Raw genomic sequence first — 25,837 nt, 5'->3', positions numbered from 1 at the left:
ATTTCATTATTGAAAAGTCATTTTAAATTTTTAGTTGATGATTAAGATATTGTTATTAAAAGTTGTAAACTAAATTGTAATCAGTAAAATTTCTTGAATAAAATAAAGTTTTATCAATTAATGGGTATATCAAAAAAAAGTATAAATTCGTTAATTTATAAAATTGCTAAGTAGATCAATATTCATACTAATTACTATATGCTTGGGATTATTTATCCAGGCTCAAGATATTGATTGGAAAAATCCAAATTTCAAGTGTAAAAAAATTGTTATAAAGGACACCTTAGTAGTACTTGATTCTCTAACAATTATACCAGAGCCAATTTCCATAAAGAATAAAAATAATGAAGAAATAAATTCCAAATTATACTCATATCAATCGTCACTAAATGCGATAAAAATTGATCCTTTATTGATAGGTCAGGAATTAAAAATTTGCTATTATCTATTTCCTGAAAAAAAAGAAAAAATAATTTATTCTAAAGATACGTCACTTATAGTGAGAATTAATAAGCCTGTAAAACTTTATGAAATAACTGAAAAAGTAAAGAAAAATAATGAATTTTTTCAAAATTTGACAAGTTCAGGGACCTTAATTAGAGGGATCACTTTTGGGAACAATCAAAGTGCTTCCGTTCAGTCATCATTGGATTTAGAGCTCTCCGGTCATTTAAGTAAAGATGTTATGATAAAAGCAGCTATATCAGATCATAATATACCTATACAAGCCGACGGATATACCCAACGATTGGATGAATTTGATAAAATCTATATTGAGCTGTCTAATAAAAATTCTTATTTAAGAGCGGGACATTTAGATTTGATTCAAGACCAAGATTATTTTGCCAATTTCTCGAGAAAGATTACGGGTATGCAAATTGGAACACGAATAAAACGTACAGATTCATTTACCGATTTATATGCTTTAGGTTCACTTTCCAGAGGAGAATTTAATCGAATGAAATTTACCGGAATAGAAGGAAATCAAGGACCTTATAAATTAAAAGGAAAACAAGGAGAACTTTTTATAATTGTATTATCAGGCTCAGAAAAAGTTTATATGAACGGTGCATTATTAAAAAGGGGCGAAGATCAAGATTATACGATCAATTATAATACGGGAGAACTTACTTTTACCTCTAAAACCTATATTTCTTCCAATAGTCGTATAGTAGTAGAATATATTTATAATACAACAACTTATACACGTTTTTTATTATATACGGGTGGAAAATATCAATCTGAAAAATTTACTCTTAGTGCCAATATATTTTCTGAAAATGATACCAAAGCTAGTAATCAAGAATTGACAGATAGACAAAAAGAAGTTTTACGTGAAGCAGGAAACGAAATAGACCGAATGTATGCGCCGAATGCAGTATTAACCGAATATGATCCAAACAAAATCTTATATAAAAAAATAAATACAGGACAAGAATCAATTTATCAATATTCAACCGATAGCTCAGAAGAATTATATACACTTTCATTTACCTATATGGGGGCTAATAAAGGTAATTATAAAATTGTATCACTTCCTGTAAATGGTCGCGTATATGAGTATATTCCTCCAATTGACGGCATATTACAAGGGGAATATGAACCCGTAACCCAATTGATTCCACCTCAAAAAACACAAATAGTTTCAACTCATGCAGAATATAGGTTTAATAAAGGTAATTTGGGTGTTAATTTGGCTATAAGCGATCATGATGAAAATACGTTTTCGTCTATTGGAAATGGCAAAAATAAAGGTTTTGCAAGTAAAATATACTTAAATAAAAATATGGATAAAAAATATTGGAAAAGTAATTTTAATTTATCCCATACTTTTATTCAAAAAAACTTTCACATCTTAGAAAGAATTAACCAAGTTGAATTCGATAGGGATTTTAATATTTCACAAGAATTCAGCGGTATAAATCAGAACCAATTAAGTCTGGGTTGGCAAAACAGACTATATGAAAAATGGAAGTTAAATTACACCTTAAATTATTTAGAAGAAGAAAATTTTTATAAAGGATACAAAAATGATATACACCTGGGATATGCTGCTAATAATACAGCCATATCTACCAATGTTAGTTATTTGTATTCTAAACAACAAGACAGTATCCATTCTAATTTTATAAAGCATATTTCGGAAGTTAATCAACAAATAGGAAAGGTGAAAGTAGGAATCGGTTTAAAAGGAGAAACCAATAAAGTTAAAAACAATTTGCTGTCAAAATATACCTCATCCAGTTTTAACTGGAATGAAATATATGCAACCTTACTCACAGATAGCGCAAAAATTTTTACCCAATTAAAAATTTATGCCAGAACAGATGATTCCGTACGTATTGGTAAACTGAAAAATTTTACCACTTCCTATGGAACGATCATAAACAATCAATTGATACAATCTCAAAATCATAATTTAAATATTGGTTTCCATTATCGTAAAGTGCATTACAGTAAAGCTATATATACAAATCAAAAAGATGAAAATTACTTATTAGGATCTATTCATTGGAATAAAATGTTACTTAAAAGCGGGTTAGTCTTAAATTCTGAATATGAGTTGTCGAGTGGTCAGGAAGCTCAAAGAGAATTTAAATATGTAAAAGTGACGGACGGAAAAGGCATATATAAATGGACGGATTATAATGGGAACGGAATAGAGGAAATTGATGAGTTTGAAGTGGCAGAATTCAGCGATCAAGCACAATATATACGAGTTTATACAGACAATGTAAACTATTTAAAATCAAATAATAATAAATTACTGTTTACCATATATGTACATCCCTCTCGGTTTCTTAATTCCGACTGGTGGAAAAGAATAACCTTACAATCTGCTTTTCAATCGATTTCATCTTACAAGAAAAAAAATAAAGCCGTTGAACTTAATCCCTTTTCCAATAAAGATCTCTTGTCTCAGACACAGAATATAACTACAAATCTATCATTTAATCGAATCAGTGTACACAAATGGACGGGAGCGTTTCAATTCATGGAAAATAACTCTACACAATTTATTTTTACCGGAAAAGACAAAAGAAATAGTGTCAATTTTCAAACTTTAGTAAATTATAAACCTTGGGATTTATGGATTTTTTCTCTTCAAAATAATTTTATCACAGATAAAAGTAGATCTCAACTTTTTGTTACCAAACGATTTACCATTGAAACAACAGCTTTTCATCCTTCATTAACCTATGAAATTCAAAAAAATATCAGCCTGAAAGCCTTACTAAAGTATCAACATAAGAAAAACAAATTAGGAAATGAACGGTTAGAATGGAAACAAGCCGGATTTGAATGCCATTGGAATGATGAGAAAAGAACCTCTCTTACCGGCACTTTTTCATATATTAAAAACGATTTAAAAGGAAATAATTTTTCCTTGGTATCCAGTCAGATGATGGAAGGTCTACTAAGTGGAAAAAATATGATATGGAAAGCATACCTTCAAAGAGAGCTTAGCTCTGTTTTTACATTGAATATTATATATGATGGTCGCAAAAGTGAAGATTCAAAAACCATACATACGGGGAGTGTTCAGATAAAAGCTTCGTTTTAATCATTAAATTCAACACTTAAAGATAAGATATACCAAAAAAATTTTGAATAAATGATTGTAATTTGGTAATCAATCATGTATTGTTTCAATAATGAAGTGTTTATAAATCAGATAATAACCATTTAATAAATAAGAAAAATTTCAAATTTTACTGTCATTTTTGGAAAAAAAAGATGGATTTTGCAAAGTAAAATTAAGATAAAATCGGTCGATTATATTTGTGAAATTTATTACATTTGGTTCATAAACTAAATAATTCTAACATAAAGCTTATCATGAAAAAACTGATTTGGATTTTTTTTGTTCTTGCCCTAGTAGCCAATGCTCAAGTTAAGAATCCTATCCAGTGGAAATCGGAAATAAAACATGAAAAAGATAATATCTATGAAGCCGTATTCACTGCAATTTTAGAATCGGGGTGGCATGTATATTCTAAAGATATAAAGGTTGAAAATGCAATTCCAACTTCATTTTCATATCCCGAAAATTCATCTGTAAAACTAATTGGTCCAACTAAAGAAATTGGTAAAAAAATTGAAGAATATTCCGATGTATTTGAAGGAACTTTGATTTATTATTCCAATAAAGTTGAATATAGACAACGAGTTGAGGTTTTAGGTTCTAAACCGGTTGTATTTGAAGCAGATGTTGAATATCAGATATGCAATGATAAAGTATGTTTAGCACCGGATGAAGAAACCTTTTCTTTCAAATTGATTCCTAAGTCAATAAATCAAGATAAGTCAACGGTCTTATTTAAAGACACGGTTAAGCAATTGACTCAACCGAATCCAAAAATAGATTCTGTTCTTTCAACTCCAATAAAAGATTCCGTTCAACCCATAAAAACAATTGCAGAAAGCAATAAAAATCAGATCATTATACCCGGCTTCAATATAGCTGATCCGATTAATAAAGATTGCGGAGATAGGATAATTAAAAAAGAAGGTTATCTATGGATTTTTACATTTGGTTTTTTAGGAGGATTAGTAGCTTTGCTAACCCCATGCGTATATCCTATGATTCCATTAACCATATCCTATTTTACCAAACATGCTAAAAGTAAAAAAGAAGGCAAGAAAGATGCCTTGATTTACGCTTTTTTCATAGTGTTAATTTTCGTATTATTTACACTGCCCTTTCATCTTATAAGTAGCATAAATCCGGATATTTTTAATCAGATTGCCACCAATGTATGGTTGAATCTAATCTTTTTTGTGATTTTTATACTGTTTGCTTTTAGTTTTTTTGGATATTACGATATAACGTTACCCGGATGGATGGCTAATAAATCTGATAAAGCTTCCGAATCGGGAGGTATAATAGGTCTTTTTTTCATGGCTTTAACCCTGGTAATCGTTTCATTCTCATGCACCGGTCCTGTTTTAGGAAGCATACTGGCGAATGCAATTCAAAACCCGAATCAGTTGACCGTAGCATTTGGAGGATGTGGATTAGCTTGGGCACTAGTGTTTGGAATATTTGCATTGTTTCCTCAATTTTTACATACGATTCCAAAATCAGGAGGATGGATGAATACCGTTAAAGTTGTTTTAGGTTTTTTAGAATTAGCTTTAGCGTTCAAATTTTTATCAAAAGCAGATTTAGTAGCTAAAACTTTCTTATTGAAAAGAGAAATTTTTATCGCGATCTGGATCCTTATCTGTATTTCAATTGTATTATACTTATTAGGTGTAATTAAATTTCCTCACGATAATAAAAAAGTAAAAATCAATAAAGGAAGAATAATTGGGGCTTGTCTCTTTGGACTGATTGGAATTTATATGATTCCCGGATTGTTTCCTTCAGAAAAGCCTAATTTAAAATTACTTAGTGGACTTACTCCACCTATGCAAATTAGCATATATCCAAACAACCAAAAAAATGGGGTTTTAGGATTGACCCTTTTTCATGACTATGAGAAAGCAAGAGAAATGGCAAAAAAGGAAAATAAACCCATTCTCATTGATTTTACTGGTTATGGATGTGAAAATTGCCGAAAAATGGAAGAATATGTGTGGAGTGAACCGGATATTTGGAATATCTTACACGATAAATTCATAATTTCATCTTTATATGTTGATGATTCAGAAGAATTGCCTAATAATGAGCAACAAACCCTTCATTTAAAAGATGGAAGAAAAAGAAAAATTAAAACAATAGGAAATAAATGGTCTACTTTTCAAAGAGAGAACTTTAATTCCAATTCTCAACCATTCTACGTATTAGTAACACCGGATAATAGAATTTTAAATTTTCCGGTTGCAGGTTATATGGATAAAGAAGAATTTAAAAATTTTTTGCTATGTGGATATACTACTTATGATGAGTTAAAATAAGATTTTAAAAGGAGAGAACCTATATTTAAAAATAATTAGTTAACTAATTGAGTGCATAAAATATGAAAAAAAAATTAGTTGTATTAACAGGAGCAGGCATGAGTGCTGAAAGCGGTCTAAGCACATTCAGAGATTCAGGTGGATTATGGGAAAATTATAATGTGCAAGAAGTAGCCTCCATAGAAGGATGGTATAAAAACCCGGAATTAGTGCAGAATTTTTATAATATGCGAAGAGCCGAGTTGCAAAAACATGACCCGAATCGGGGGCATCATTTGCTCAAAGAATTAGAATCCATTTTTGATATTTCAATTATAACTCAAAATGTTGACAATTTTCACGAAAGAGCTCAATCAACACATATACTTCATTTACACGGAGAACTGACAAAAGTAAGAAGCGAAACTAATGAATCACTAATCTATGATACGCTACAAGATGTTCATATGGGAGACTTAGCAGAAGATGGTGGACAATTACGTCCCCATATAGTATGGTTTGGAGAAATGGTTCCTGAAATGGAAAATGCTATTGAAATAACTCAAAATGCCGATATTTTTTTAGTCATAGGAAGCTCTCTGCAAGTATATCCGGCTGCATCATTACTTGATTTTGTGCCGGTTACTTCAAAAATATTTGTCATAGATCCTAAACCGTTCCGAACCTCATTACGCAATGATATTATATTCATACAAAAAGGAGCATCCGAAGGATTAGAATATTTTAAAGAACATTATGCTAACACTTTATAAAAATAAATAATAAGACATTATAAAAAATAGAGAATCAGTATTTTAACTATTTTATACGTAAACTATTTAAAACTTTTAACTGAAATAAAAGAATAAAAACTATGATATAATTTTTTATATTTGAAAAAATAATAAAGTATATACTATGAATATTATTCTTTTTGATGGTAAAGAGTATTCCGATCTTTTACCCTTAACGTTTACGCGACCGGTAGCAGAATTAAGGATGGGAATATTAACATTTGCAGAAAGATGGAAACATATTTTTCAAACGGAAAAAATCTCTTATCTAACTCAAGGATATCTTTCTGAAAAATATACTCTTCAAATTGAAGAAGAAAACGTATTTATAAATCCCGCCTATTTTCCAAATCAAGATTTTATTTACCAATTAAAAAATTTAAAATTCGGAGAAGCTTTTTATTATCAGGAAGAGTTGGTAGCAGCAAAAACTACTCTTGAAAATTTTCAATTAAATAATTTTTTCAAAAAATTGGATATAACATTTGAAAGCTTTCACATACAATATCCTTGGGATTTGTTTACTTTTAATTCGGATGCCATTACTTATGATTTCCAATTAATTACACAAGGCAGGAAATCATGTACCTTATCAAATACCGTTAGAATCATAGGAGATCCTTCACAACTATTTGTTGAAGAAGGAGCCGTAGCCGAATGTGCAATACTCAATACCAAAGAAGGACCTATTTATTTAGGAAAAAATTCTGAAATTATGGAAGGAGCGATGATTCGAGGTTCCTTTGCCTTAGGTACGGGTTCTAAAATAAATATGGGAGCCAAAGTTTATGGCGGAACAACAATTGGACCGTATTCCAAAGTAGGAGGAGAAGTTAATAATATTATAATCTCAGGATATTCAAATAAAGGTCATGACGGTTTTGTAGGAAATTCGGTAATAGGTGAATGGTGTAATTTGGGAGCAGATACCAATTCTTCTAACTTGAAAAATAATTATGCAGAAGTTAAGCTTTGGAATTATACAAAACAAAAGTTTATTAAGTCAGGATTACAATTTGCAGGGATGATCATGGGGGATCATTCTAAATCAGCTATAAACACACAATTTAATACCGGCACGGTAGTAGGAGTTTCGGCCAATATATTTACTTCCGGTTTTCCACCTAATATAATAAAATCTTTCTCATGGGGTGGTAAGTCAGAGAGTCCTAACTTTAAATTGGAACAGGTATTTGAAGTTGCAGAAAGGACTATGAAAAGAAGGGGAATTGAATTATCAGAACAGGATAAGAAAATTATAGAATATATCTATAACAATTACTAATAATTTATACGGATTTTCTAATAAAGTATAATATAAATTTTTAATCAATTTGTATATGTTAAATTTCATTCAGTTAAATTTTTTGTAAGAAAAAAAAATTATAAATTTGCCCCTTGAATTAATTATATAAATTAATAATAAGATAGGATGGCTGGAACTTATAATAATGTTCTTGAGTTAATTAACAATACGCCGTTAGTTCGCTTAAACAGAGTAACAGAAGGAATGAAAGGTTCTTTTTTTGCAAAATTAGAATGCTATAACCCCGGACACTCAACTAAAGACAGAATTGCGCTTCATATTATTGAAAATGCTGAAAAACAAGGTTTATTAAAGCCAGGAGCAACTATAGTTGAAACAACTTCAGGAAATACAGGTTTTTCCATAGCTATGGTAAGTATCGTGAAAGGCTATAAATGTATAGTAGCTGTTAGCGATAAAACAAAACCTGAAAAAATCTCTTTTCTTAGAGCAATGGGAGCTAAAGTTTATTTATGTCCGGCTAATGTTCCGGCAGATGATCCCAGATCCTATTATGAAGTTGCCAAAAGAATAGCAGCAGATACCCCTAATTCCTTATATATTAATCAATATTTTAATAAAGAAAACACAAAATCTCATTATTTAAGTACAGGACCTGAAATTTGGGAGCAAACGCAAGGGAAAATTACCCATCTTATTGGATGTACAGGAACCGGAGGAACACTTACGGGAGCTGCACAGTTTCTCAAAGAAAAAAATCCTGATATTAAAGTGATAGGAGTAGATGCAGTAGGTTCCGTATTAAAAAAATATTTTGAAACAGGAGAATTAGACCCTAACGAGATTAAGCCTTATCAAATTGAAGGTTTAGGTAAAAATTTAATCCCGGGCGCTTTAGATTTTTCTGTTATCGATCAATACGTTAAAGTATCAGATGAGCCCAGTGCCTATGCTACCAGAGAATTAGCACTAAAAGAAGGAATGATGGTAGGATATACCAGTGGAGCAAGCTTAACAGCAGCACGTACAATAGCAGATACTTTTAGTGATAACTCATTGGCTGTTTTAATTTTTCCTGATCACGGTTCCAGATATATGACTAAAGTTTTCAGTGATGAATGGATGGCATCTCAAGGTTTTGTCAACAGCAAATTGAATGGGTTAGAATCTCACGCTACTGTAGAAAAAATATAACTAACTTTGGTTAAATTGTAACAATGGATATTTTTGAAAGAATAAAAAATAATCCCGGTCCACTAGCTAAATATGCGGACTATGGGGAAGGAGAATATATATTTCCTGTTCTAGAAGGAGAAATCAGCCCAAGAATGAAATTTAAGGGTAATGACATGATCATCTGGAGCATTAATGATTATTTAGGATTGGCTAATCATCCTGAAGTACGAAAAGCAGATGCTGATGCAGCAGCTCAATATGGTATGGCTTATCCAATGGGAGCGAGAGCCATGTCGGGGCAGACTCACTACCATGAAGAATTGGAAAAACAATTGGCTAATTTTGCAAACAAAGAATCAGCCTATTTATTAAACTTTGGATACCAGGGAATGTTATCGATTATAGATACATTGGTTTCCAAAAATGATGTAATCGTTTACGATGTAGATAGCCATGCTTGTATAGTTGATGGAGTTAGACTTCATTTTGGAAAAAGATTTACCTATCAGCATAACGATATAGAAAGCTTGGAAAAAAACCTGAAAAGAGCGGAAAAAAATGCAGCAGAATCAGGAGGTGGTGTTTTAGTTATCACCGAGGGAGTTTTCGGAATGAGAGGAGAGCAAGGTAAATTAAAAGAAATTGTAGAACTTAAAAAGAAATACAATTTTAGATTATTAGTTGATGACGCTCACGGATTCGGTACACTTGGTAAAACAGGAGCAGGAGCAGGAGAAGAGCAGGGCTGCCAGGATGGTATAGATGTTTATTTTTCAACATTTGCAAAATCTATGGCCGGAATAGGTGCATTTGTAGCTTCTAATAAAGAAATAATCAGATATTTAAAATACAATTTAAGATCTCAAATTTTCGCTAAATCTTTGCCAATGCCTATGGTAATTGGTGCATTAAAAAGATTGGAATTGTTACGAAGCAAACCCGAACTTAAGGATAAACTATGGCATAATGTAAAGAAACTTCAAGAAGGGTTGAAAGCCAGGGGATTTGATATCGGTAAAACCAATACTTGTGTAACTCCTGTATATATGCAGGGAGATCCCATCGAAGCTACTTTATTAATTAAAGATATTCGTGAAAATTATAAAATTTTTACCAGTGTTGTAGTCTATCCGGTTATTCCTAAAGGAATGATACTTTTACGTTTAATACCAACGGCTTCACATACAGATGAAGAAATTGATAAAACCTTGGATGCTTTCGAAGCTGTTCGAGACAAGTTAGTTGGAGGCGTATATAAACAACAAATGACAGATTTGAATTTAAATATTTAATCTTTCTGTTTAAATAAAAAAATAATAACCTGATTATTTTAAATAATCAGGTTTTTTTATGCGATAAATTTTCATTTTATTTTTAAGTTTTCAAATTATTAATCAAAAATTGAAAGTTAAAAAAAACTCATATAATTTGAATAACTATCTGTTTTTATTATTCTTTATTTTTAGAATCTATGAGAATGGTTACCGGACCATCATTGAGTAAAGAAACTTTCATATCTGCACCGAATATCCCGGATTGGACAGGCTTTGATAATATGTTGGACAATTGATCTTTAAATTTTTCATACATAGTATTAGCAAACTCTTGTTTTGCGGCTTTTATATAACTCGGTCTGTTACCTTTTTTTGTGGAAGCATGAAGGGTAAATTGGCTTACTAATAAAATATCCCCTCCAATATCCAAAATTGATTTATTCATTATTTCATTTTCATCATTAAATATTCGAAGATTACAAATTTTATTAGACAACCAGTCTATATCTTCCCGGTTGTCTGCTTCCTCAATACCTAAAAGTATCAACAAACCATGATCAATTTGGCCAACTATTTTATTATCAACTTTCACGGAAGATTCTAAAACTCTTTGGATAACCACTCGCATAAAATAAAATCTCAAAATTATAAATCATTTAAAATTTTAGTAATTTCACTCAAATTAGGAGCTATAATAATGTCAACCCTTCTATTAGCTGCTTTTCCGGTAGCTGTGGAATTACTGGCTAGAGGAGCATATTCACTTTTACCGGAAGCGGTCATTTGTTTAGGCGATACTCCTTCGGATTGAAGAATTTTAGTTATGGCGGTTGCACGCATTACAGATAAATCCCAATTGTCTTTAATGCTTCCGCTACCGGCATATTTATCGGAATCCGTATGTCCTTGAATAATTATATTTAAACTTTTATCTTTAGATAAAACTTCAGAAAGGTCGTGAAGGGCTTTTATACCTTCTGTTTCTACCGTCCAACTTGCGGATGGAAACAGAAGTTTATTCTCCATGGAAACGTAAATATTTCCATCTTTTTCTTCAACAGTAATTCCTTTTCCTGAATAATTTTTTAAAGCGATTTGAAGTTTGTTTTTTAATTTGGAAACCGATTCTTTTTGTTGAGAAATCAAGTTTTCCAATTCATTAATTCTTTTAATTTTTTCTTGAAGTTGACCTTGGGTTTGCTCTAATTCATTCAATATTTTTTTTCGGGATTGTTCCGTACTTTGAACTTGATCAGCTATTTGTGCGTTTTTAGCTTTAAGATCTTCCATATCTTTAAGTCGTGTAGCATATTCTATTTGAAGATCTGAATATTCAGCATCAAGTTGCGCTTTCTTTTTAGCCAGGGCGTCTTGTTGTTCTTGTAATGAAGAATATTGGTCGGATAAAGATTTTAATTCGTTTTCTTTTTCTTGAATTGCTTTTTGACTTTTTCTTTCTCCTTGCAATGAAGCATAATATTTTTTTTCCAATTCATCGTATCTGGATTGAGGTACACACGATGCGGCGAGAATTACTAGAGAAATAATACAAGTTGCTTTTTTCATAATTAGATAATTTAATTAAAGATTTTGTGTTTTATTTAAGTCGAAATCGATACCTACCGGAGCATGGTCGGAGTGTACTGCTTGAGTTAAAATATAAGCTCTTTGTAAATGTTTTACCAAAGGCTTGGTAACCAAAGTGTAATCGATGCGCCATCCTTTATTATTACTTCTGGCTGTTTTCACACGGTACGTCCACCACGAATATTGATTGGGTTCATGATTAAAAACTCGTAAAGTATCTACCAAATTACATTGTTCAAAGAAACGGTCCATCCATTCTCTTTCTTCTGGAAGAAATCCTGACACTTTAGCATTGCGAACCGGATCATTGATGTCTATGGCTTTATGACAAATATTTATATCGCCATTAATAATAAGGTTTTTAAAATCCGTTTCTAATTTTTTAATATAATTTAATAAATATTCGCAAAATTTCATTTTAAAACCTAAACGAGAAATATTGGTTGCAGAAGGAACATAAACACTTAAAACTGAAAAGTTTTCAAAATTTGCTTGTAATACTCTTCCTTCTTGATCGTATTCTTGCTCATCACAACCATATTTCACTGAAATTGGTTTTTCTTTAGATAAAATTGCTACTCCGCTATATCCCTTTTTTTCTGCCGGAAACCAGTAGGAATGATAACCCAAACTTTCAAATACTGTCGAGTCGAATTGATCAGTATGTGCTTTTATTTCTTGCAAGCAAAGTATATCAGGATTGGCAGATTTCAACCAATCAAGTAAGCCTTTATTTAATGCGGCTCGTATTCCGTTAACGTTGTAACTCAATAGTTTCATTTTACAAAAGTACTGTTTTTTATATTTCAGATTTTTATAAAAAAACGTTTTACTTGTTAATAATAAATTAAAAAAGAAAAGTTATTTAAATCATTAGTTTATAGGATAAAGTAACTATATAAAAAGTTAGAAGTTTACCATTGGCTAATAAGTAGAGAGAAAAAATATTTTAAAAAATGTTGATATTTTATTTTAAAATGTTGTATTCAAGAATAAGTACTCATTGGGAGGTAATAAAATATGATATAATTCAGTTTTATTTAAATGGTATTATAATATAAATTTGTGTTTTAAATAAAACAAAATTACTATGAATTCATTATATTTATCTGTATTAAATTTTATAAGTTCTCTGTTTTTATAGGTTGTATCTGATCAGGAAATCAAAATTTAAAAATTTCTTTTAATTAGAGTAATTTAATTAATAATCATTTATGAAATGTATTTGTAAAACTATGGATAATGATATAAATGTGCTTGTATGAAGATTAATATTTTATTAGTTTTATTCTTTCAGTTCTTCCTAAGTTTTTCTCAAAAGATTCATATTAAAGGAGAAATAAAATTTGAAAAAGGTAATTCCGGTCATTTAGCTGAAGTAATTCTGGCAAATCGAGATTCGATGGTAGGAAAAGTTATAGTTAAAGAAGAAGGTAAATTTCGTTTTGACCATTTGTCTCTAGGAAATTATAACTTGATCATTAAAGAATCGGGTGAAGTTTTATATGCTCAAAGCTTGGAACTTAAAGAAGATACTGATTTAGGTATACTATCCATACGAACGCCTAACGAATTACAGGAGATATTGGTTACCGGAAAAAAAAGGTTAATTGAAAAGAAAGTTGACCGAACGATTTATAATATTGAAAATTCCATAGGATCCGCCGGAACGGATGTTTTAGATATTTTACACCTTATGCCGGGAATAGAGGTGCGAAATAATCAATTATTTCTTACAGGTAAAAGTTCGGTAAAAGTGATGATTGATGATAAAATCGTTTCCTTGAATGGTGATGATTTATTTAATTATTTAAAAAGTTTCCCTTCTGACCAGGTAAAGAATATTGAAGTTATAACTACGCCTCCCTCACAATATGATGCAGAAGGTAACTCAGGCCTCATAAATATAAATTTAAAAAAAATCAAAAAAGATTTTTGGGCTTCTAGCCTTACGTCTTCATATAAACAAGGGTATTATGCATCAGGTAATTTTGGGGCAAACTTTACTTACAGTAAAAATAAAATAAACTTAGGTTTATCATCTAATTACTCGAATGGCAACTACAAAAATTTAAAAAAAAGTAAGGTGTATTATCCCGAGCAATTATGGGATGAAAAGGAAACAGGTAAAAATTATCAAAATACATTCAGTTCAAAATTTTTGTTGGATTATCAATTAACTTCTAAATGGAATTCAGGAATACAATATTTGCTCAATTATTCAGAACCGCATTCTCGATATAAGGATATAACAAATTTCCATACATATGAAAATAAATTGGATTCATTACTCAGGACTAAAAGCTATGAAAATTCTACAAAAAGATTGAATTCACTTAATTGGTATTCACATTTTACTATTGATAGTTCAGGTAAAAAAATAAAATTGAATTTTGATTATTTTAACTACAATACTGAGAAAAAATACAATTATTTAACCCATTCTTATGGGGTTCACAACGATCTAATTACGCGTTATTTTCCAATTGAAAATAAGGGATCGCTGGATATTGATAATTATAGCGGCCAAGTTGATATTGATTACCCCCTTTCTTTTATAAACTTACAATACGGGGCTAAAATATCTTTTACGAAAACGAAAAGCAGTTTAAGGAATTACCTGACAAAAGGTGAGAATGTAATTGAAAAAACGCATCAAGATGATTTTGTATACAAAGAAAATTCTCAAGCTCTTTATGTTTCAGCTAATAAAGAAATGAAAAAATGGGATATTCAACTAGGCATTAGAGTGGAAAATACGCAAACTCGTGGGAATTCCATTTCACTTAATGAATGCAATAAAAATAATTATTTGAAATTTTTTCCAACCTTATATATACTTTATAAAGCAAACGAAAATAATTCTTATTCTTTTACCTATTCCAGAAGAATTGACAGGCCGGATTACAATTCCGTTAATCCTTTCAGAAATTATTCCAATCCCTATCAATATTCTGAAGGGAATCCTTTTCTAAAACCTGTCATTAATAACAGTATTGAGCTATCTTATTATTATAAAGACATTATACAAACTATTTTACAATTTATGGTTCAAAAGGATAACTTTAATGATGTTACCTATTTGGATAAAGATAGTTATATACAAGCAACAAAAGTGGAGAATTATTTTGATAATTACGGAGTAGGCATCATTCAATCTTTTTCCTATGCTAAATTGAGTTGGTTGCAAAGTAATCTAATGCTAGTGGGGGGGTATCTATATTTAAAATCTAAAATATATCCGATCACGGATAAATCTCAAGAAGGATTTATGGGAAGAATACAAGCTAATAATACATTTATCCTTAATAAAAGTAAGACGCTGTCAGCAGATTTGATAATTTCTTATTACCCGCGCAGTCAAGGAGCTTTAAGTACTAATTATTCATTAACACAAATGGATATGTTTTTTAAAGCTCAACTTTTGGATAAAAAAATGCAATTATCCTTACAGGTTACTAACCTATTTAATGCAGATCAATTTAGAAATAAAAGCACCAATAACGGTATAAGTGCTAAATATAGAGGGTATTATGAATCTCCTTCAATACGAATATCATTAAGCTATAAATTAGGAAGTTCAACAGTAAAAGAAAAGAATATTGAGGGAAGTAATACAGAAGATCAGAACAGAATTAAATAAAAAATAAAGATTGCAATCGTTGTCCATAAATGAGTCAAGACACAAAAAGGTTACTCTAAAATTTATAATAATTATTCAAAAATGAAAACAACAAAAAAAGTTGACGTTAAAAAATTTGAAACATTACAAACGTCAGGAGAAGTTTTAAAAGGAGGATTTTCAAAATCATTAAATGCAGTTGATGCTAAGGATGTAATGGGAGGATGTATGAATGTAGGAATTTGTATAAATAAATGTATGGGTCCGGGTAGATGGAAATGTTAACAATCTTACTTTAGTCTAACAGAGTATTGTTAGCAGCAATACTCTGTTATGGATTATATATAAGTTTAAAAAAATGTCAGACGGAATTTATGAAGCTTTATTGATATGTTTGAATAAGTTACAGATGAATTTTAAATACTCGCAAAGTTGTGTTAAAATATAAAAAGTAAAAGTTAAACAAAACTAAGTTTTGCCTATGCGAATTCAATTTATAATCAAATGAATTATCATGAATTCTTATGTCTTATTAAAATATTAATGTATCAATCATTTTTTTTCATAAATATATAATGAATAATAAGATTTATTATAACGATCATCTAAAATGTAAATACATTATAATATAAGTATAAAGTAAATAAATGGATTTTATTTTTCAAAATTAGTAATTGAAGAAAACTAAATAAATTAAATAAATATAATGGAAATACATTCTATGAAATATAGTCATTATAATGTATGCTTACCTTATGGAGAGCAATATGTTTTATATAATACCCTTGAGCAACGATTACTTTTTATACAATCTGAACTTAAAGAATTAATGGAAATGTATAAAACATCAGAGCTAAAAGAGATCCATCCGGAGTTTTTCAATTATATGGTAGAAGAAAAATTTATTATTAATGAGGAAATAGATGAGCTGGATGAAATAAAAAAAATAAGTAAAAGCATTGATGAAGATAATTCATTGTTTTTATTAACTATCAATCCAACTATGAATTGCAATTTTAAATGTTGGTATTGTTATGAAAATCTGGTTAAAAGTTCAAGGTTAGATGAAAATGGACTTATTAAAATTAAAAGGTTGATAGATACCATTACCAATAATAAGGATTTAAAAAATATGAATATCTCATTTTTTGGAGGAGAACCTTTATTATATTTTAATAAAAATGTAATTCCTATAATTAATTATTATTTAGAAAGATGTGCAGAGAAAAATATAAATGCATATACATCTTTCACTACTAATGGATATTTAGCAAATCAAGAATTTATAAATTTTTTCTTGGATAAAAACGTCCGATGCAATTTACAAATCACCTTAGATGGTCATAAAGAAGAACACAATAAAGTTCGCTATATAAGTCAAAATAAAGGTTCTTATGATAAAATTGTTTCAAATATAAAAAACTTGATAAGGAATAAATTTTATGTGAATGTCAGAATAAATTTTACCGATTCAAATATCCTAAATACAAATAGAATTTATGACGATTTTGAAGATGTCGAAGAAGATATTAAAACTCAATTTTTAAAATTCGATTTTCATAGAGTATGGCAAAATAAAAAAATAGATCAGACACAAGATATTGCTGATAAAGAAATGAATCAAATAAATAGCAAAGGGGGAAAAACCTCGTGCCATGAATATAGCCCGGATACCCTTCGAAATTCATGCTATGCAGATAAAAAAAATAGTGTTGTTATCAATTATAACGGAGATATATTTAAATGCACGGCCCGTGATTTCTCTACTAAAAATAGGGAAGGATATTTAACGGAAAACGGAGAATTATTTTGGGAAAATGATTCGTTAAATAAACGAATGAATTCAAAGTTCAAGAATCGCCCATGCCTAGAATGTAAAATTTTACCTTTATGTAATGGAGGATGTTCTCAAACTGCCTTGGAAAGTCTGGCCGCTAATAGAGAGTATTGTGTGTATTCATGGGATGAAACAGAAAAAGAAAAGGTTATAAGAAATAAAATAAGTGAAATTTTAGAGAATGCGAATAAATAAAAGGCATCGTTTACAATTTTATAATCAACTTGAAAGCAGCGATTGCGGAGCAGCCTGTCTAGCCATGATCATGAGTTATTTTGGCAAAAAAACTTCACTTAATTATATTAAATCCTTTTTTGAATTTACTCGTATTGGAGTATCTGTACAAGATCTCGTGGATGTATCCGATAAATTAGGATTAACAGCCCATGCATTAAAATTAACTGTTGAAGAATTAAATGAAATTCCCACGCCTTATATTTTATATTGGAAACAAAGTCATTTTGTAGTTTTAGAAAAAATAGTTAAAAAGAAAAATCAAGTATATTATCATTTAGCAGATCCCGGTTATGGCAAGGTCGTACTAGATAGAGAATCTTTTATAACTGAGTGGAAAGAAAACAATACTAAGGGGATCGTTTTATTTTTGGAACCTTCTGAAAATTTTTTCACTATAAAAATTGATAATGTAAAAAATAAAAGTTTGTTTCAATCCAGTATAATAAAATATACGTATGGGTTTTTAAAAAATAATAAACGTAACTATTTCCTTGCTATATTTTTAGTTTTTATAGGATTAGTGACGAATTGGTTCATTCCTTTTACTTTTCAGAATATTATTGATTTAGGAATTTCTTCAAAGTCATTACGAGTAGTTTATTATCTTTTATTAGCGCAATTTATTTTGTTCATATCTAATTTTTCCTCAGACTTTTTTAGTCAAATTGTGCTTACCAAGCTAAATTTCATATTAAGTATTGAATTACGAAAAACATTACTTTTAAAAATATTACGTTTACCCATAGTTTTCTTTGACACTCAAATAAACACGGAAATTCTACAACGGTTGGAAGATCAGCAAACCATTCAACGGTTTTTTACCTGGAAAGGGGTTACTTTACTATTGAGTTTTTTAAATGTGTTTGTATTTAGCTGTGTATTAGCATATTTTAGCATAACCATATTTTGTGTATATCTGGTATTGTCAATAATTTCAGTATTGTGGTTTTCTATTTTTTTTAATAAACGAAATATAATTGAATATGCATCATTTTTAAAAAGATCAGAAAACAGCAATAATATATACGAATTCATAATGAATATGCCTGAGATAAAAATTAATAATGCTCAGGAAAAAATTATTGATCGAATTATTTCTACCCAAGATAAATTAAACCGATTAGAAATTAAATCGTTGCTTTTAAATACCTATCAGCTTTTTGGAGTAGATACACTTTCCAAATTAAAAGAAATTATTGCCATAGCATTTTGTGCAACATTTATCATAGAGGACCAAATGTCTTTGGGAACTTTAATGGGAATATCCTATGTCATCGGACAACTTTCAACACCTTTACAAAATTTAATTATGTTTCTTCGTGATACACAAGATACCATTATTGCCAATAAAAGAATTGAACTAATCTATGAAATACCTGATGAAGATTCTCAAAATAAAAAGCATATAAAAGATTGCGTTATTCAAAATATTTATATTGATCATGTGTCCTTTAAATATCCGGGAACTCATAATCCCTTTATATTAAAGGATATACATATGGTAATACCTAAAAACTCCATAACGGCCATTGTCGGCGCCAGTGGAAGTGGTAAAACAACTCTGTTGAAATTATTATTATCGTACTATCCTATAAAAAAAGGAGGAATATATTTAGATACCTTTTCCATGAATGATATAAATGCCGAAGAATGGAGAGAGCGATGTGGAACAGTGCTTCAAAATGGAACCATTTTTAGTGATACCATTGCAAGTAATATTTCCATGTCCGGAAAAAGCTATGATGTAGACAAACTTAGAAAAGCAGCAAAAATAGCGGGAATACAAGATTTTATAGAAAACTTACCGATGCATTATTTCACTCGGGTCGGGAATGCCGGGATAGAATTATCGGGCGGACAAAAACAAAGAATACTTATAGCTCGAGCCGTTTATAAAAATCCCGAATATTTGTTTTTTGATGAAGCAACTTCTGCTTTAGATTCTGAAAATGAACGAATTATTCATGCCAATTTACAAGAATTTTTTAAAGGTAAAACCGTGATAATTATAGCTCATCGATTGTCAACGGTTAAAAATGCAGATCAAATAGTAGTTTTAAAAAACGGTCAAATAGTAGAAACAGGAAATCATAGCCAATTAGTAAAATTAAGATCAAATTACTATAATTTGGTTAAAAATCAATTGGAATTGGGTACATAAAGCTAAATTAATTCAATCATTACAAAATTTTAATTACCGAAGAAAAACTGATTTCATCAATAATTTTATAAAGAGGTCTAGTTCTTTAATACTATATAAATATCATGGATAATTCAAAAAATTATATCAATCGACTAAAAAAATAATCATTAAGTTGATAATAAATTAAAATTATAAAAAAACAAAATATTTTATATGATAAAAATCATAAAAACACAAAACAAATAAAAGGGATAAAATATCTGTTTTATATTGGTTTTGATTAAAATTAAAATAAATTATCTTTAAATTTTATCTCAAATTTTTTAAAAATATATTATAATACTTAATAAAATGTTTAAAATACATAACAACTCGTTATAAATAATATTTATTGATATAAATTTGCCTGAATATTTATATCAAAAACTATGAAAATTTTCTATTTATTTGTTATCATATTAGTATGTAATTATTCTTATTCTCAAGAAATTACTCTTAAAGGAACACTTAAATTAAATGAAAATATATCTGAAAATAAATTGGAAGTATACTTAATTAAGCCAGATTCTATTATCATAACTTCAGAGATAGATGATCATAAAAACTTTATTTTTAGAAATTTATACGAAGGATTATACGAGTTAAAAATTAAAGAAGATAGTGATGAATTATATTCCAAATCGTTAATAATAAAAGAAAATACAGATTTAGGAATAATTGATCTGTCTACCGGTATAAAATTACAGCAGATAGTAGTTACAGGAAATAAAAAATTAATTGAGAGAAAAATAGATCGAACCATATTTAACGTTGAAAATTCAGCTGCAACCTCAGGAGGAGATGGTTTGGATGTATTGAAATTAACCCCGGGAATACAAGTTAAAAATGATCAAATATCCATGGTCGGTAAAAGTAGCTTGAAAGTATTAGTTAATGATAAGATCATTCCACTATCTGATGATGATTTAATTAATTATTTAAAATCCATTTCATCAGATAATATTAAGAATATTGAAGTGATCACCGCACCTCCCGCGAAATACGATGCTGAAGGAAATTCGGGATTAATAAATATTGTTTTAAAAACAAGTAAAAAGAATAATTGGACAGTTATATTGGTGGGACTTATAAACAGGCTAAATATGCGTTATTTAATGAAAATTTAGGATTTACATTTAATTATAAAAAACTAACATTCAATACTGCTATAGATATTTATAATGGTAAAAATTTTTCACAACTGATCAATAAATATAGTGAATTTACTGATAGAAATATCAGTAATTATATTAATAGTAGTTTTAAGCTAAAAAAATACTTTAATGGAAACCTTAATTTGGATTATCAAATAATAGAGAAATTAAATTTAGGTGTTCACTTATTGTATAAGAAAACAGATGGTTCTTTAAATCTGTATAATAAACAATATCAATATAATTTATTAAATCCAAATATTTTGACGAACAGTGTGTCAAAAGAAATCGAAGAAAGAGAAAACTTTTATTCGAATTTTTACACACACTATAAATTGGATAGTCTGGGAAGTAAGATTAAATTTAATCTGAATTATTTTAAAAATACGAGAAAAGAAAATGCAATTTTAAATTCAAAAGATTATTTAGATTTTGATGCGTATTTACCTACAAACGATTTTGCCTCTCTGGATACAAATAATCAAAAAATTTCAAATTATTCTGGAAATTTAGATGTAGAGCAAAAATTAAAAAATTTGGGAATAGATTATGGAATTAAAATATCGCATAGTAAAATAACTAATAATATAGGCTATAGTGAAAATAAAGAAGGAAAAAATGATTTTCAAGAAAAATACAAAGATCTTTTGGAATATAAAGAAAACATTCAAGCGATTTATTTTTCAGGGAGAAGAAAAATTTTGGATAGATGGGAAATACAAATCGGTTTACGATTGGAAAGCTTTCAAAGCAAAATTAATTCCATAGTATCAAAAGAAGAATATAAATCTAATTCAATTGAATTGTTTCCGAGCTTTTATTTATCGTATGTGTTAAATGAAAAAAATACTTTTACATTTACCTATACAAGACGTATAAATAGACCTTGGTATAGGGCATTAAATCCCTTTGTTCTTCATATAAATAAAAATACAACACAAGCAGGTAATCCATATCTACATTCTTCAAATTCAGATAATTTAGAATTAAATTATACCTGGAAAAATCAGTGGACAAGTGGGATTTATTTTTATAAAGCGGAAGATGTGATAAATATGGTAAATTACTTAAAAGAGGACGACACTAATTTTGTGCATTATAAATTTGAAAACAGTGTCAACGAGTATTCCGTAGGTTTAAATCAAAATTATGTATTCAATACATTTAAATTTTGGGAAAGCACTTTTACATTAAATTTATTCTATAAAGAAAATAAATCTAAAATTGAAGGTTTTAATTCAAATAATACTATAAGTTCAAGTTTAGAGACTAATAATAATTTATTTCTAAATAGAAATAAAACTGCATATTTTACCATAGTGTATCAATATAATTTTCCTCAATATGATGGGACGGATAAATTGAAATCCTTTTCAAATTTTGGTGCAGGATTGAAATGTCTGTTTCTTGATAAAAAATTAGTGCTTTCCTTATATGCCAATGATGTTTTTAAAACATCTAAATATAAAGTATATAGTATATACAATCAAAATAAGAATAAAATTACTGATTATGAATTTTCACAAAATCTACGGTTTTCGATAAAATATAATTTTGGGAATAATTCAATAAAATCAAAGTCTATCAAAACAGGTAATGAGGAAGAACAAAACAGAGCTAAATAGCTATCTGATATATAAGACAATCAATTTTTATTTTTAAAAAGAGAATAATTTAAAAAACAGAAAATCATAGCCAATTAGTAAAATTAAGATCAAATTATTACAATTTGGTTAAAAATCAATTGGAATTGGGTGCATAATTCTAAATTAATTTTTAAATAAAAAAATTCATATTTCAATTATGAAAAAAAATCATTTTTTTAAATAATTGTAAGATAAATAAAAATATTTCACTTTTTCCAGGATAAAGATAAGGATAAAGTAATTTCAAGGGTAAAAAAAATAAATTTATCTTATTTTAATAATATTTAGATTTAGTTAAATTGTTATCAAGGCTTAAAACGAATAAAATTGTTTGGTTTATTGTTTTATTATTATAGTTTTGCGCCTTTGAATGAGAATGTTATTATGAAATTTAAATATCTTACAATTCTATTATTTTCTTTTTACATATCTTTTTCTCAGTCATTTAAAATAAAAGGGAAAATAAGTATCGAAAATTCAGCTATTGAAAATTTAGCCGAGATATTATTATATAAACATGATTCTATAATTAAAAATACTATTGTAGAAGAAGACGGTTTTTTTATCATTAATGATATATCGCAAGGTGTTTATACTTTAAATGTAAAACAGTGGGGTAAAAGTATTTATAAGAAAAATTTAGATGTAAAAGAAGACATTGATTTAGGAGAAATAAAAATATTCCCAACTAAAGAATTAGAGCAAGTACTAGTAACAGGGAATAAAAAATTAATTGAGCGAAAAATAGACAGAATGGTTTTCAACGTTGAAAAATCTTTTGCCTCCTCTTCAGGTACTGCTCTTGATGTATTGAAGAAGACCCCTAAATTAAAGTTTGATGGAAGTAATATTAAAATTATAGGTAAAAACTCTGTCAAAATTATGATTGATAATAGGATAGTTGAATTATCAGGTGAATCACTCATTAATTATTTACAAAGTATTTCATCAGAAGCAATAAAAAGTATAGAAATTATTACGAACCCGCCATCAAAATATGAAGCGGAAGGTAATAGTGGATTGATCAATATTCTTTTAAAAAAAGCAAAAAAAGATTCATGGAATCTTTCTTTGCAAGAAAATCTAAAACAATCGCATCATACTTCTTCCGGTCAAGGTGCTGATTTTAATTTTAACAAAAATAAAATCTCATTATCGGCTAATGTATTTAATAATTTTACATTTAGTGATTTCACAAATAAAATTAATTATTATTACCCTGATGGATTGTGGTATAATAAATTTAATGGTACAGATAAAAGTAGAAAACCATCATTTCGAACAAATTTTGATTATAAATTAAATAATCATATTACTTTAGGCGGAAATTATTCATATTCTCAATCTAATTTCATAGGGAATAGAAATTCATTGGTAGATATTGAAGGTAATAAATCTTATAACATAATTTACACTCCAACTTTTATAAAAGAAAATTCACAAATACATATTGCTAATTTTCATACTCAATATAAAATAGACAGTATGGGGCGGTTGCTAAATTTAGATATTAATTATATTAGTTTCAATAACGGACCTCGTAGTATGTTTCATTCAAATTATAGTTTGGATGATCAAATTGTAGATCAAACGGATGTAGCGAAAAATTATTTAGATCAAAAATTAAAAAATTATTCTACCTCATTAGATATGGACCATCCATTTTCTAATATTAAATTTAATTATGGCGGCAAGATTTCTTTTAACCATGTTGATAATAAATACTCTTATTATATTTTGAATATAGAGAATGTTCCAATTCCGGATACAATCAATAGTAATCATTTTACATATCAAGAAAATATTGAAAGTCTTTATATGAACATATCTAAAGAAATCAACGATAAATGGAAGACTCAGCTAGGAATAAGAATGGAAATTTCTCAGGTAAAAGGCATATCTAAAACTTTGCAACAAATAAACAAAAATAGTTATATAAAATTCTTTCCAACGGCCTATCTTTCTTATACTATTGATGAAGAAAATGTAATATCCTTAAATTATGGAAGGAGAATACATCGTCCAAAGTTTTCAGTTTTAAATCCATTTAAACAATATTTAACCCCCAATTCCTATATAACAGGAAATCCAGATTTAAAGCCATATTATACACATAATTTCGAATTAAATTATGAGTATAAAGATTTATCAGTGTCTTTGTCTTATTCAAAGGTGAAAAATGAATACACAGATGTTACATTATTAAATACTATTGATAAAACACAAGTTTCTACTCAATTGAATGCTATAAATTCATCTACGTCAAATTTAGATATATTCTATTTATTTTCAGAAATTCCTTGGTGGGAAAGTAATAATGAAATGAATTTACAGTATTCTGAATATAAATCAAATAATTTACAAATAGGAAAAATCCGCAATATGGGTTGGTTATTCTATTTTTCAACAGATAATTCCTTTTACTTACACAAGAATAAAAATTTTATATTTAATATAAAATGGATCTATAGTGGTAAAGGGGTAGATGAGATAAGTAAAATAAATTCATATCAGAGTATTGATTTAGCTTTCAGAATGTTTTTTTTACAAAAAAAATTGCAAATAACAATCTCGGGAGAAGATATTTTTCAATCCAATAAGCCTAAATATACTGATTTTACAAACAACATAAAGCAGACGTACAGCTGGTATGGGGATACTAATCATTTTTTTCAAATATCGATAGTATATAAATTAGGTAATAAAAAGCTTAAAGAATTAAAAAGAAAATTAGGTAATGAAGAAGAGAAAGAACGAATAAATTAAATTTTTGAAATAGGCCAATATTTATTTGACACTTTAGGCAAAGCAGAGACGTAATTTAACTCGTAACTTTATTTCCATTTAGTTAAAAATTAACACTAATAATATACGTATTAAATACGTAATTAGCTCATTCCTTTCTTTCTATAAAATCAATTTTTTACAATACCATAAAATCTAGGGATTAAAAAACGGGTATTATATTATTTATTTTTAACATTTAGTTTAAAAATTAAATATTAATCCAAAATAATAAACACACGTTATATGATAAAAATCATAAAAATATTTAAATATACACAATAGAGATAAAATATTTTAATTTTTTTTAATTAAATAAAAATAAAATAAATTTTTGTTTAAATTTTATCCTAATATGTTTTCAATAAATTGAAAATTATTTAACAATTTGTTT

Annotated in this window: 16 protein-coding genes; 13 read left to right on the top strand and 3 right to left on the bottom strand. The window is 28.4% G+C overall.

Annotated elements, in window-relative coordinates:
* Positions 1-202 precede the first annotated feature (202 nt).
* From C4S75_RS05030 to C4S75_RS05005, 6 genes are all read left to right on the top strand, one after another.
* Positions 203-3,565, top strand: a complete 3,363-nt coding sequence (locus C4S75_RS05030) for a hypothetical protein (protein WP_105297235.1) — start codon at positions 203-205, stop codon at positions 3,563-3,565.
* A gap of 275 nt (positions 3,566-3,840) precedes the next feature.
* Positions 3,841-5,904, top strand: a complete 2,064-nt coding sequence (locus C4S75_RS05025) for a cytochrome c biogenesis protein CcdA (protein WP_105297234.1) — start codon at positions 3,841-3,843, stop codon at positions 5,902-5,904.
* Positions 5,905-5,966: 62 nt separating this feature from the next.
* Positions 5,967-6,656, top strand: a complete 690-nt coding sequence (locus tag C4S75_RS05020) for a Sir2 family NAD-dependent protein deacetylase (protein WP_105297233.1) — start codon at positions 5,967-5,969, stop codon at positions 6,654-6,656.
* A 145-nt stretch (positions 6,657-6,801) separates the two neighbouring features.
* A complete protein-coding gene (locus C4S75_RS05015; protein ID WP_105297232.1) occupies positions 6,802-7,962 on the top strand; it encodes a GlmU family protein in 1,161 nt (386 codons plus the stop codon).
* 147 nt (positions 7,963-8,109) lie between these two features.
* Positions 8,110-9,138 (top strand): PLP-dependent cysteine synthase family protein, encoded by a 1,029-nt coding sequence (locus C4S75_RS05010; RefSeq protein WP_105297231.1) that lies wholly within the window; start codon positions 8,110-8,112, stop codon positions 9,136-9,138.
* A 23-nt stretch (positions 9,139-9,161) separates the two neighbouring features.
* The gene (locus C4S75_RS05005; protein WP_105297230.1) at positions 9,162-10,412 is read left to right on the top strand and encodes a pyridoxal phosphate-dependent aminotransferase family protein; all 1,251 of its coding nucleotides are present in this window, start codon (positions 9,162-9,164) and stop codon (positions 10,410-10,412) included.
* Positions 10,413-10,569: 157 nt separating this feature from the next.
* Here the strand turns inward: C4S75_RS05005 and dtd are convergent, their stop codons facing one another.
* Genes dtd through C4S75_RS04990 form a run of 3 tightly spaced genes read right to left on the bottom strand, consistent with a single transcriptional unit; the run spans position 10,570 to position 12,761 of the window.
* Positions 10,570-11,022, bottom strand: a complete 453-nt coding sequence (gene dtd, locus C4S75_RS05000) for a D-aminoacyl-tRNA deacylase (protein WP_105297229.1) — start codon at positions 11,020-11,022, stop codon at positions 10,570-10,572.
* A gap of 17 nt (positions 11,023-11,039) precedes the next feature.
* The gene (locus tag C4S75_RS04995; RefSeq protein WP_105297228.1) at positions 11,040-11,960 is read right to left on the bottom strand and encodes an OmpA family protein; all 921 of its coding nucleotides are present in this window, start codon (positions 11,958-11,960) and stop codon (positions 11,040-11,042) included.
* Between the two features lie 15 nt (positions 11,961-11,975).
* Positions 11,976-12,761, bottom strand: a complete 786-nt coding sequence (locus tag C4S75_RS04990) for an exodeoxyribonuclease III (RefSeq protein WP_105297227.1) — start codon at positions 12,759-12,761, stop codon at positions 11,976-11,978.
* Between the two features lie 481 nt (positions 12,762-13,242).
* Between C4S75_RS04990 and C4S75_RS04985 the strand changes: the two genes are divergently transcribed.
* The 7 genes from C4S75_RS04985 to C4S75_RS04955 all read left to right on the top strand — a co-directional run bounded on the left by C4S75_RS04985 (position 13,243) and on the right by C4S75_RS04955 (position 25,425).
* A complete protein-coding gene (locus C4S75_RS04985; RefSeq protein WP_105297226.1) occupies positions 13,243-15,624 on the top strand; it encodes an outer membrane beta-barrel family protein in 2,382 nt (793 codons plus the stop codon).
* Between the two features lie 81 nt (positions 15,625-15,705).
* Positions 15,706-15,888, top strand: a complete 183-nt coding sequence (locus C4S75_RS04980) for a hypothetical protein (protein ID WP_105297225.1) — start codon at positions 15,706-15,708, stop codon at positions 15,886-15,888.
* A 421-nt stretch (positions 15,889-16,309) separates the two neighbouring features.
* Entirely contained in the window at positions 16,310-17,635 is a 1,326-nt protein-coding gene (locus tag C4S75_RS04975; protein WP_105297224.1) for a radical SAM/SPASM domain-containing protein, read from the top strand.
* Positions 17,622-19,838 (top strand): peptidase domain-containing ABC transporter, encoded by a 2,217-nt coding sequence (locus C4S75_RS04970; RefSeq protein WP_105297223.1) that lies wholly within the window; start codon positions 17,622-17,624, stop codon positions 19,836-19,838. The genes C4S75_RS04975 and C4S75_RS04970 overlap by 14 nt, the downstream gene beginning before the upstream one ends.
* Positions 19,839-20,248: 410 nt before the next feature.
* Entirely contained in the window at positions 20,249-20,986 is a 738-nt protein-coding gene (locus C4S75_RS04965; RefSeq protein ID WP_105297222.1) for a hypothetical protein, read from the top strand.
* Positions 20,923-22,638, top strand: coding sequence for an outer membrane beta-barrel family protein (locus tag C4S75_RS04960; protein WP_105297221.1), 1,716 nt, complete (start codon positions 20,923-20,925; stop codon positions 22,636-22,638). Before C4S75_RS04965 ends, C4S75_RS04960 begins: the two co-directional genes overlap by 64 nt.
* A 405-nt stretch (positions 22,639-23,043) precedes the next feature.
* Positions 23,044-25,425 (top strand): outer membrane beta-barrel family protein, encoded by a 2,382-nt coding sequence (locus C4S75_RS04955; RefSeq protein ID WP_105297220.1) that lies wholly within the window; start codon positions 23,044-23,046, stop codon positions 25,423-25,425.
* The last annotated feature ends 412 nt before the right edge of the window (positions 25,426-25,837 follow it).

Origin of the sequence: Apibacter sp. wkB309, assembly GCF_002964915.1 — a bacterium.
In the GTDB taxonomy this organism is placed as follows: domain Bacteria; phylum Bacteroidota; class Bacteroidia; order Flavobacteriales; family Weeksellaceae; genus Apibacter.
The sequence above is the reverse complement of the archived record's forward strand: the minus strand, read 5'-3'. Positions and strand labels throughout refer to the sequence as shown.

Excerpts from the sequence above, each read along its gene's own strand:
- C4S75_RS05025 (WP_105297234.1), top strand. The coding sequence starts at position 3,841 with ATGAAAAAACTGATTTGGATTTTTTTTGTTCTTGCCCTAGTAGCCAAT.
- C4S75_RS05020 (WP_105297233.1), top strand. The coding sequence starts at position 5,967 with ATGAAAAAAAAATTAGTTGTATTAACAGGAGCAGGCATGAGTGCTGAA.
- C4S75_RS05015 (WP_105297232.1), top strand. The coding sequence starts at position 6,802 with ATGAATATTATTCTTTTTGATGGTAAAGAGTATTCCGATCTTTTACCC.
- C4S75_RS05010 (WP_105297231.1), top strand. The coding sequence starts at position 8,110 with ATGGCTGGAACTTATAATAATGTTCTTGAGTTAATTAACAATACGCCG.
- C4S75_RS05005 (WP_105297230.1), top strand. The coding sequence starts at position 9,162 with ATGGATATTTTTGAAAGAATAAAAAATAATCCCGGTCCACTAGCTAAA.
- dtd (WP_105297229.1), bottom strand. The coding sequence starts at position 11,022 with ATGCGAGTGGTTATCCAAAGAGTTTTAGAATCTTCCGTGAAAGTTGAT.
- C4S75_RS04995 (WP_105297228.1), bottom strand. The coding sequence starts at position 11,960 with ATGAAAAAAGCAACTTGTATTATTTCTCTAGTAATTCTCGCCGCATCG.
- C4S75_RS04990 (WP_105297227.1), bottom strand. The coding sequence starts at position 12,761 with ATGAAACTATTGAGTTACAACGTTAACGGAATACGAGCCGCATTAAAT.
- C4S75_RS04985 (WP_105297226.1), top strand. The coding sequence starts at position 13,243 with ATGAAGATTAATATTTTATTAGTTTTATTCTTTCAGTTCTTCCTAAGT.
- C4S75_RS04980 (WP_105297225.1), top strand. The coding sequence starts at position 15,706 with ATGAAAACAACAAAAAAAGTTGACGTTAAAAAATTTGAAACATTACAA.
- C4S75_RS04975 (WP_105297224.1), top strand. The coding sequence starts at position 16,310 with ATGGAAATACATTCTATGAAATATAGTCATTATAATGTATGCTTACCT.
- C4S75_RS04970 (WP_105297223.1), top strand. The coding sequence starts at position 17,622 with ATGCGAATAAATAAAAGGCATCGTTTACAATTTTATAATCAACTTGAA.
- C4S75_RS04965 (WP_105297222.1), top strand. The coding sequence starts at position 20,249 with ATGAAAATTTTCTATTTATTTGTTATCATATTAGTATGTAATTATTCT.
- C4S75_RS04955 (WP_105297220.1), top strand. The coding sequence starts at position 23,044 with ATGAAATTTAAATATCTTACAATTCTATTATTTTCTTTTTACATATCT.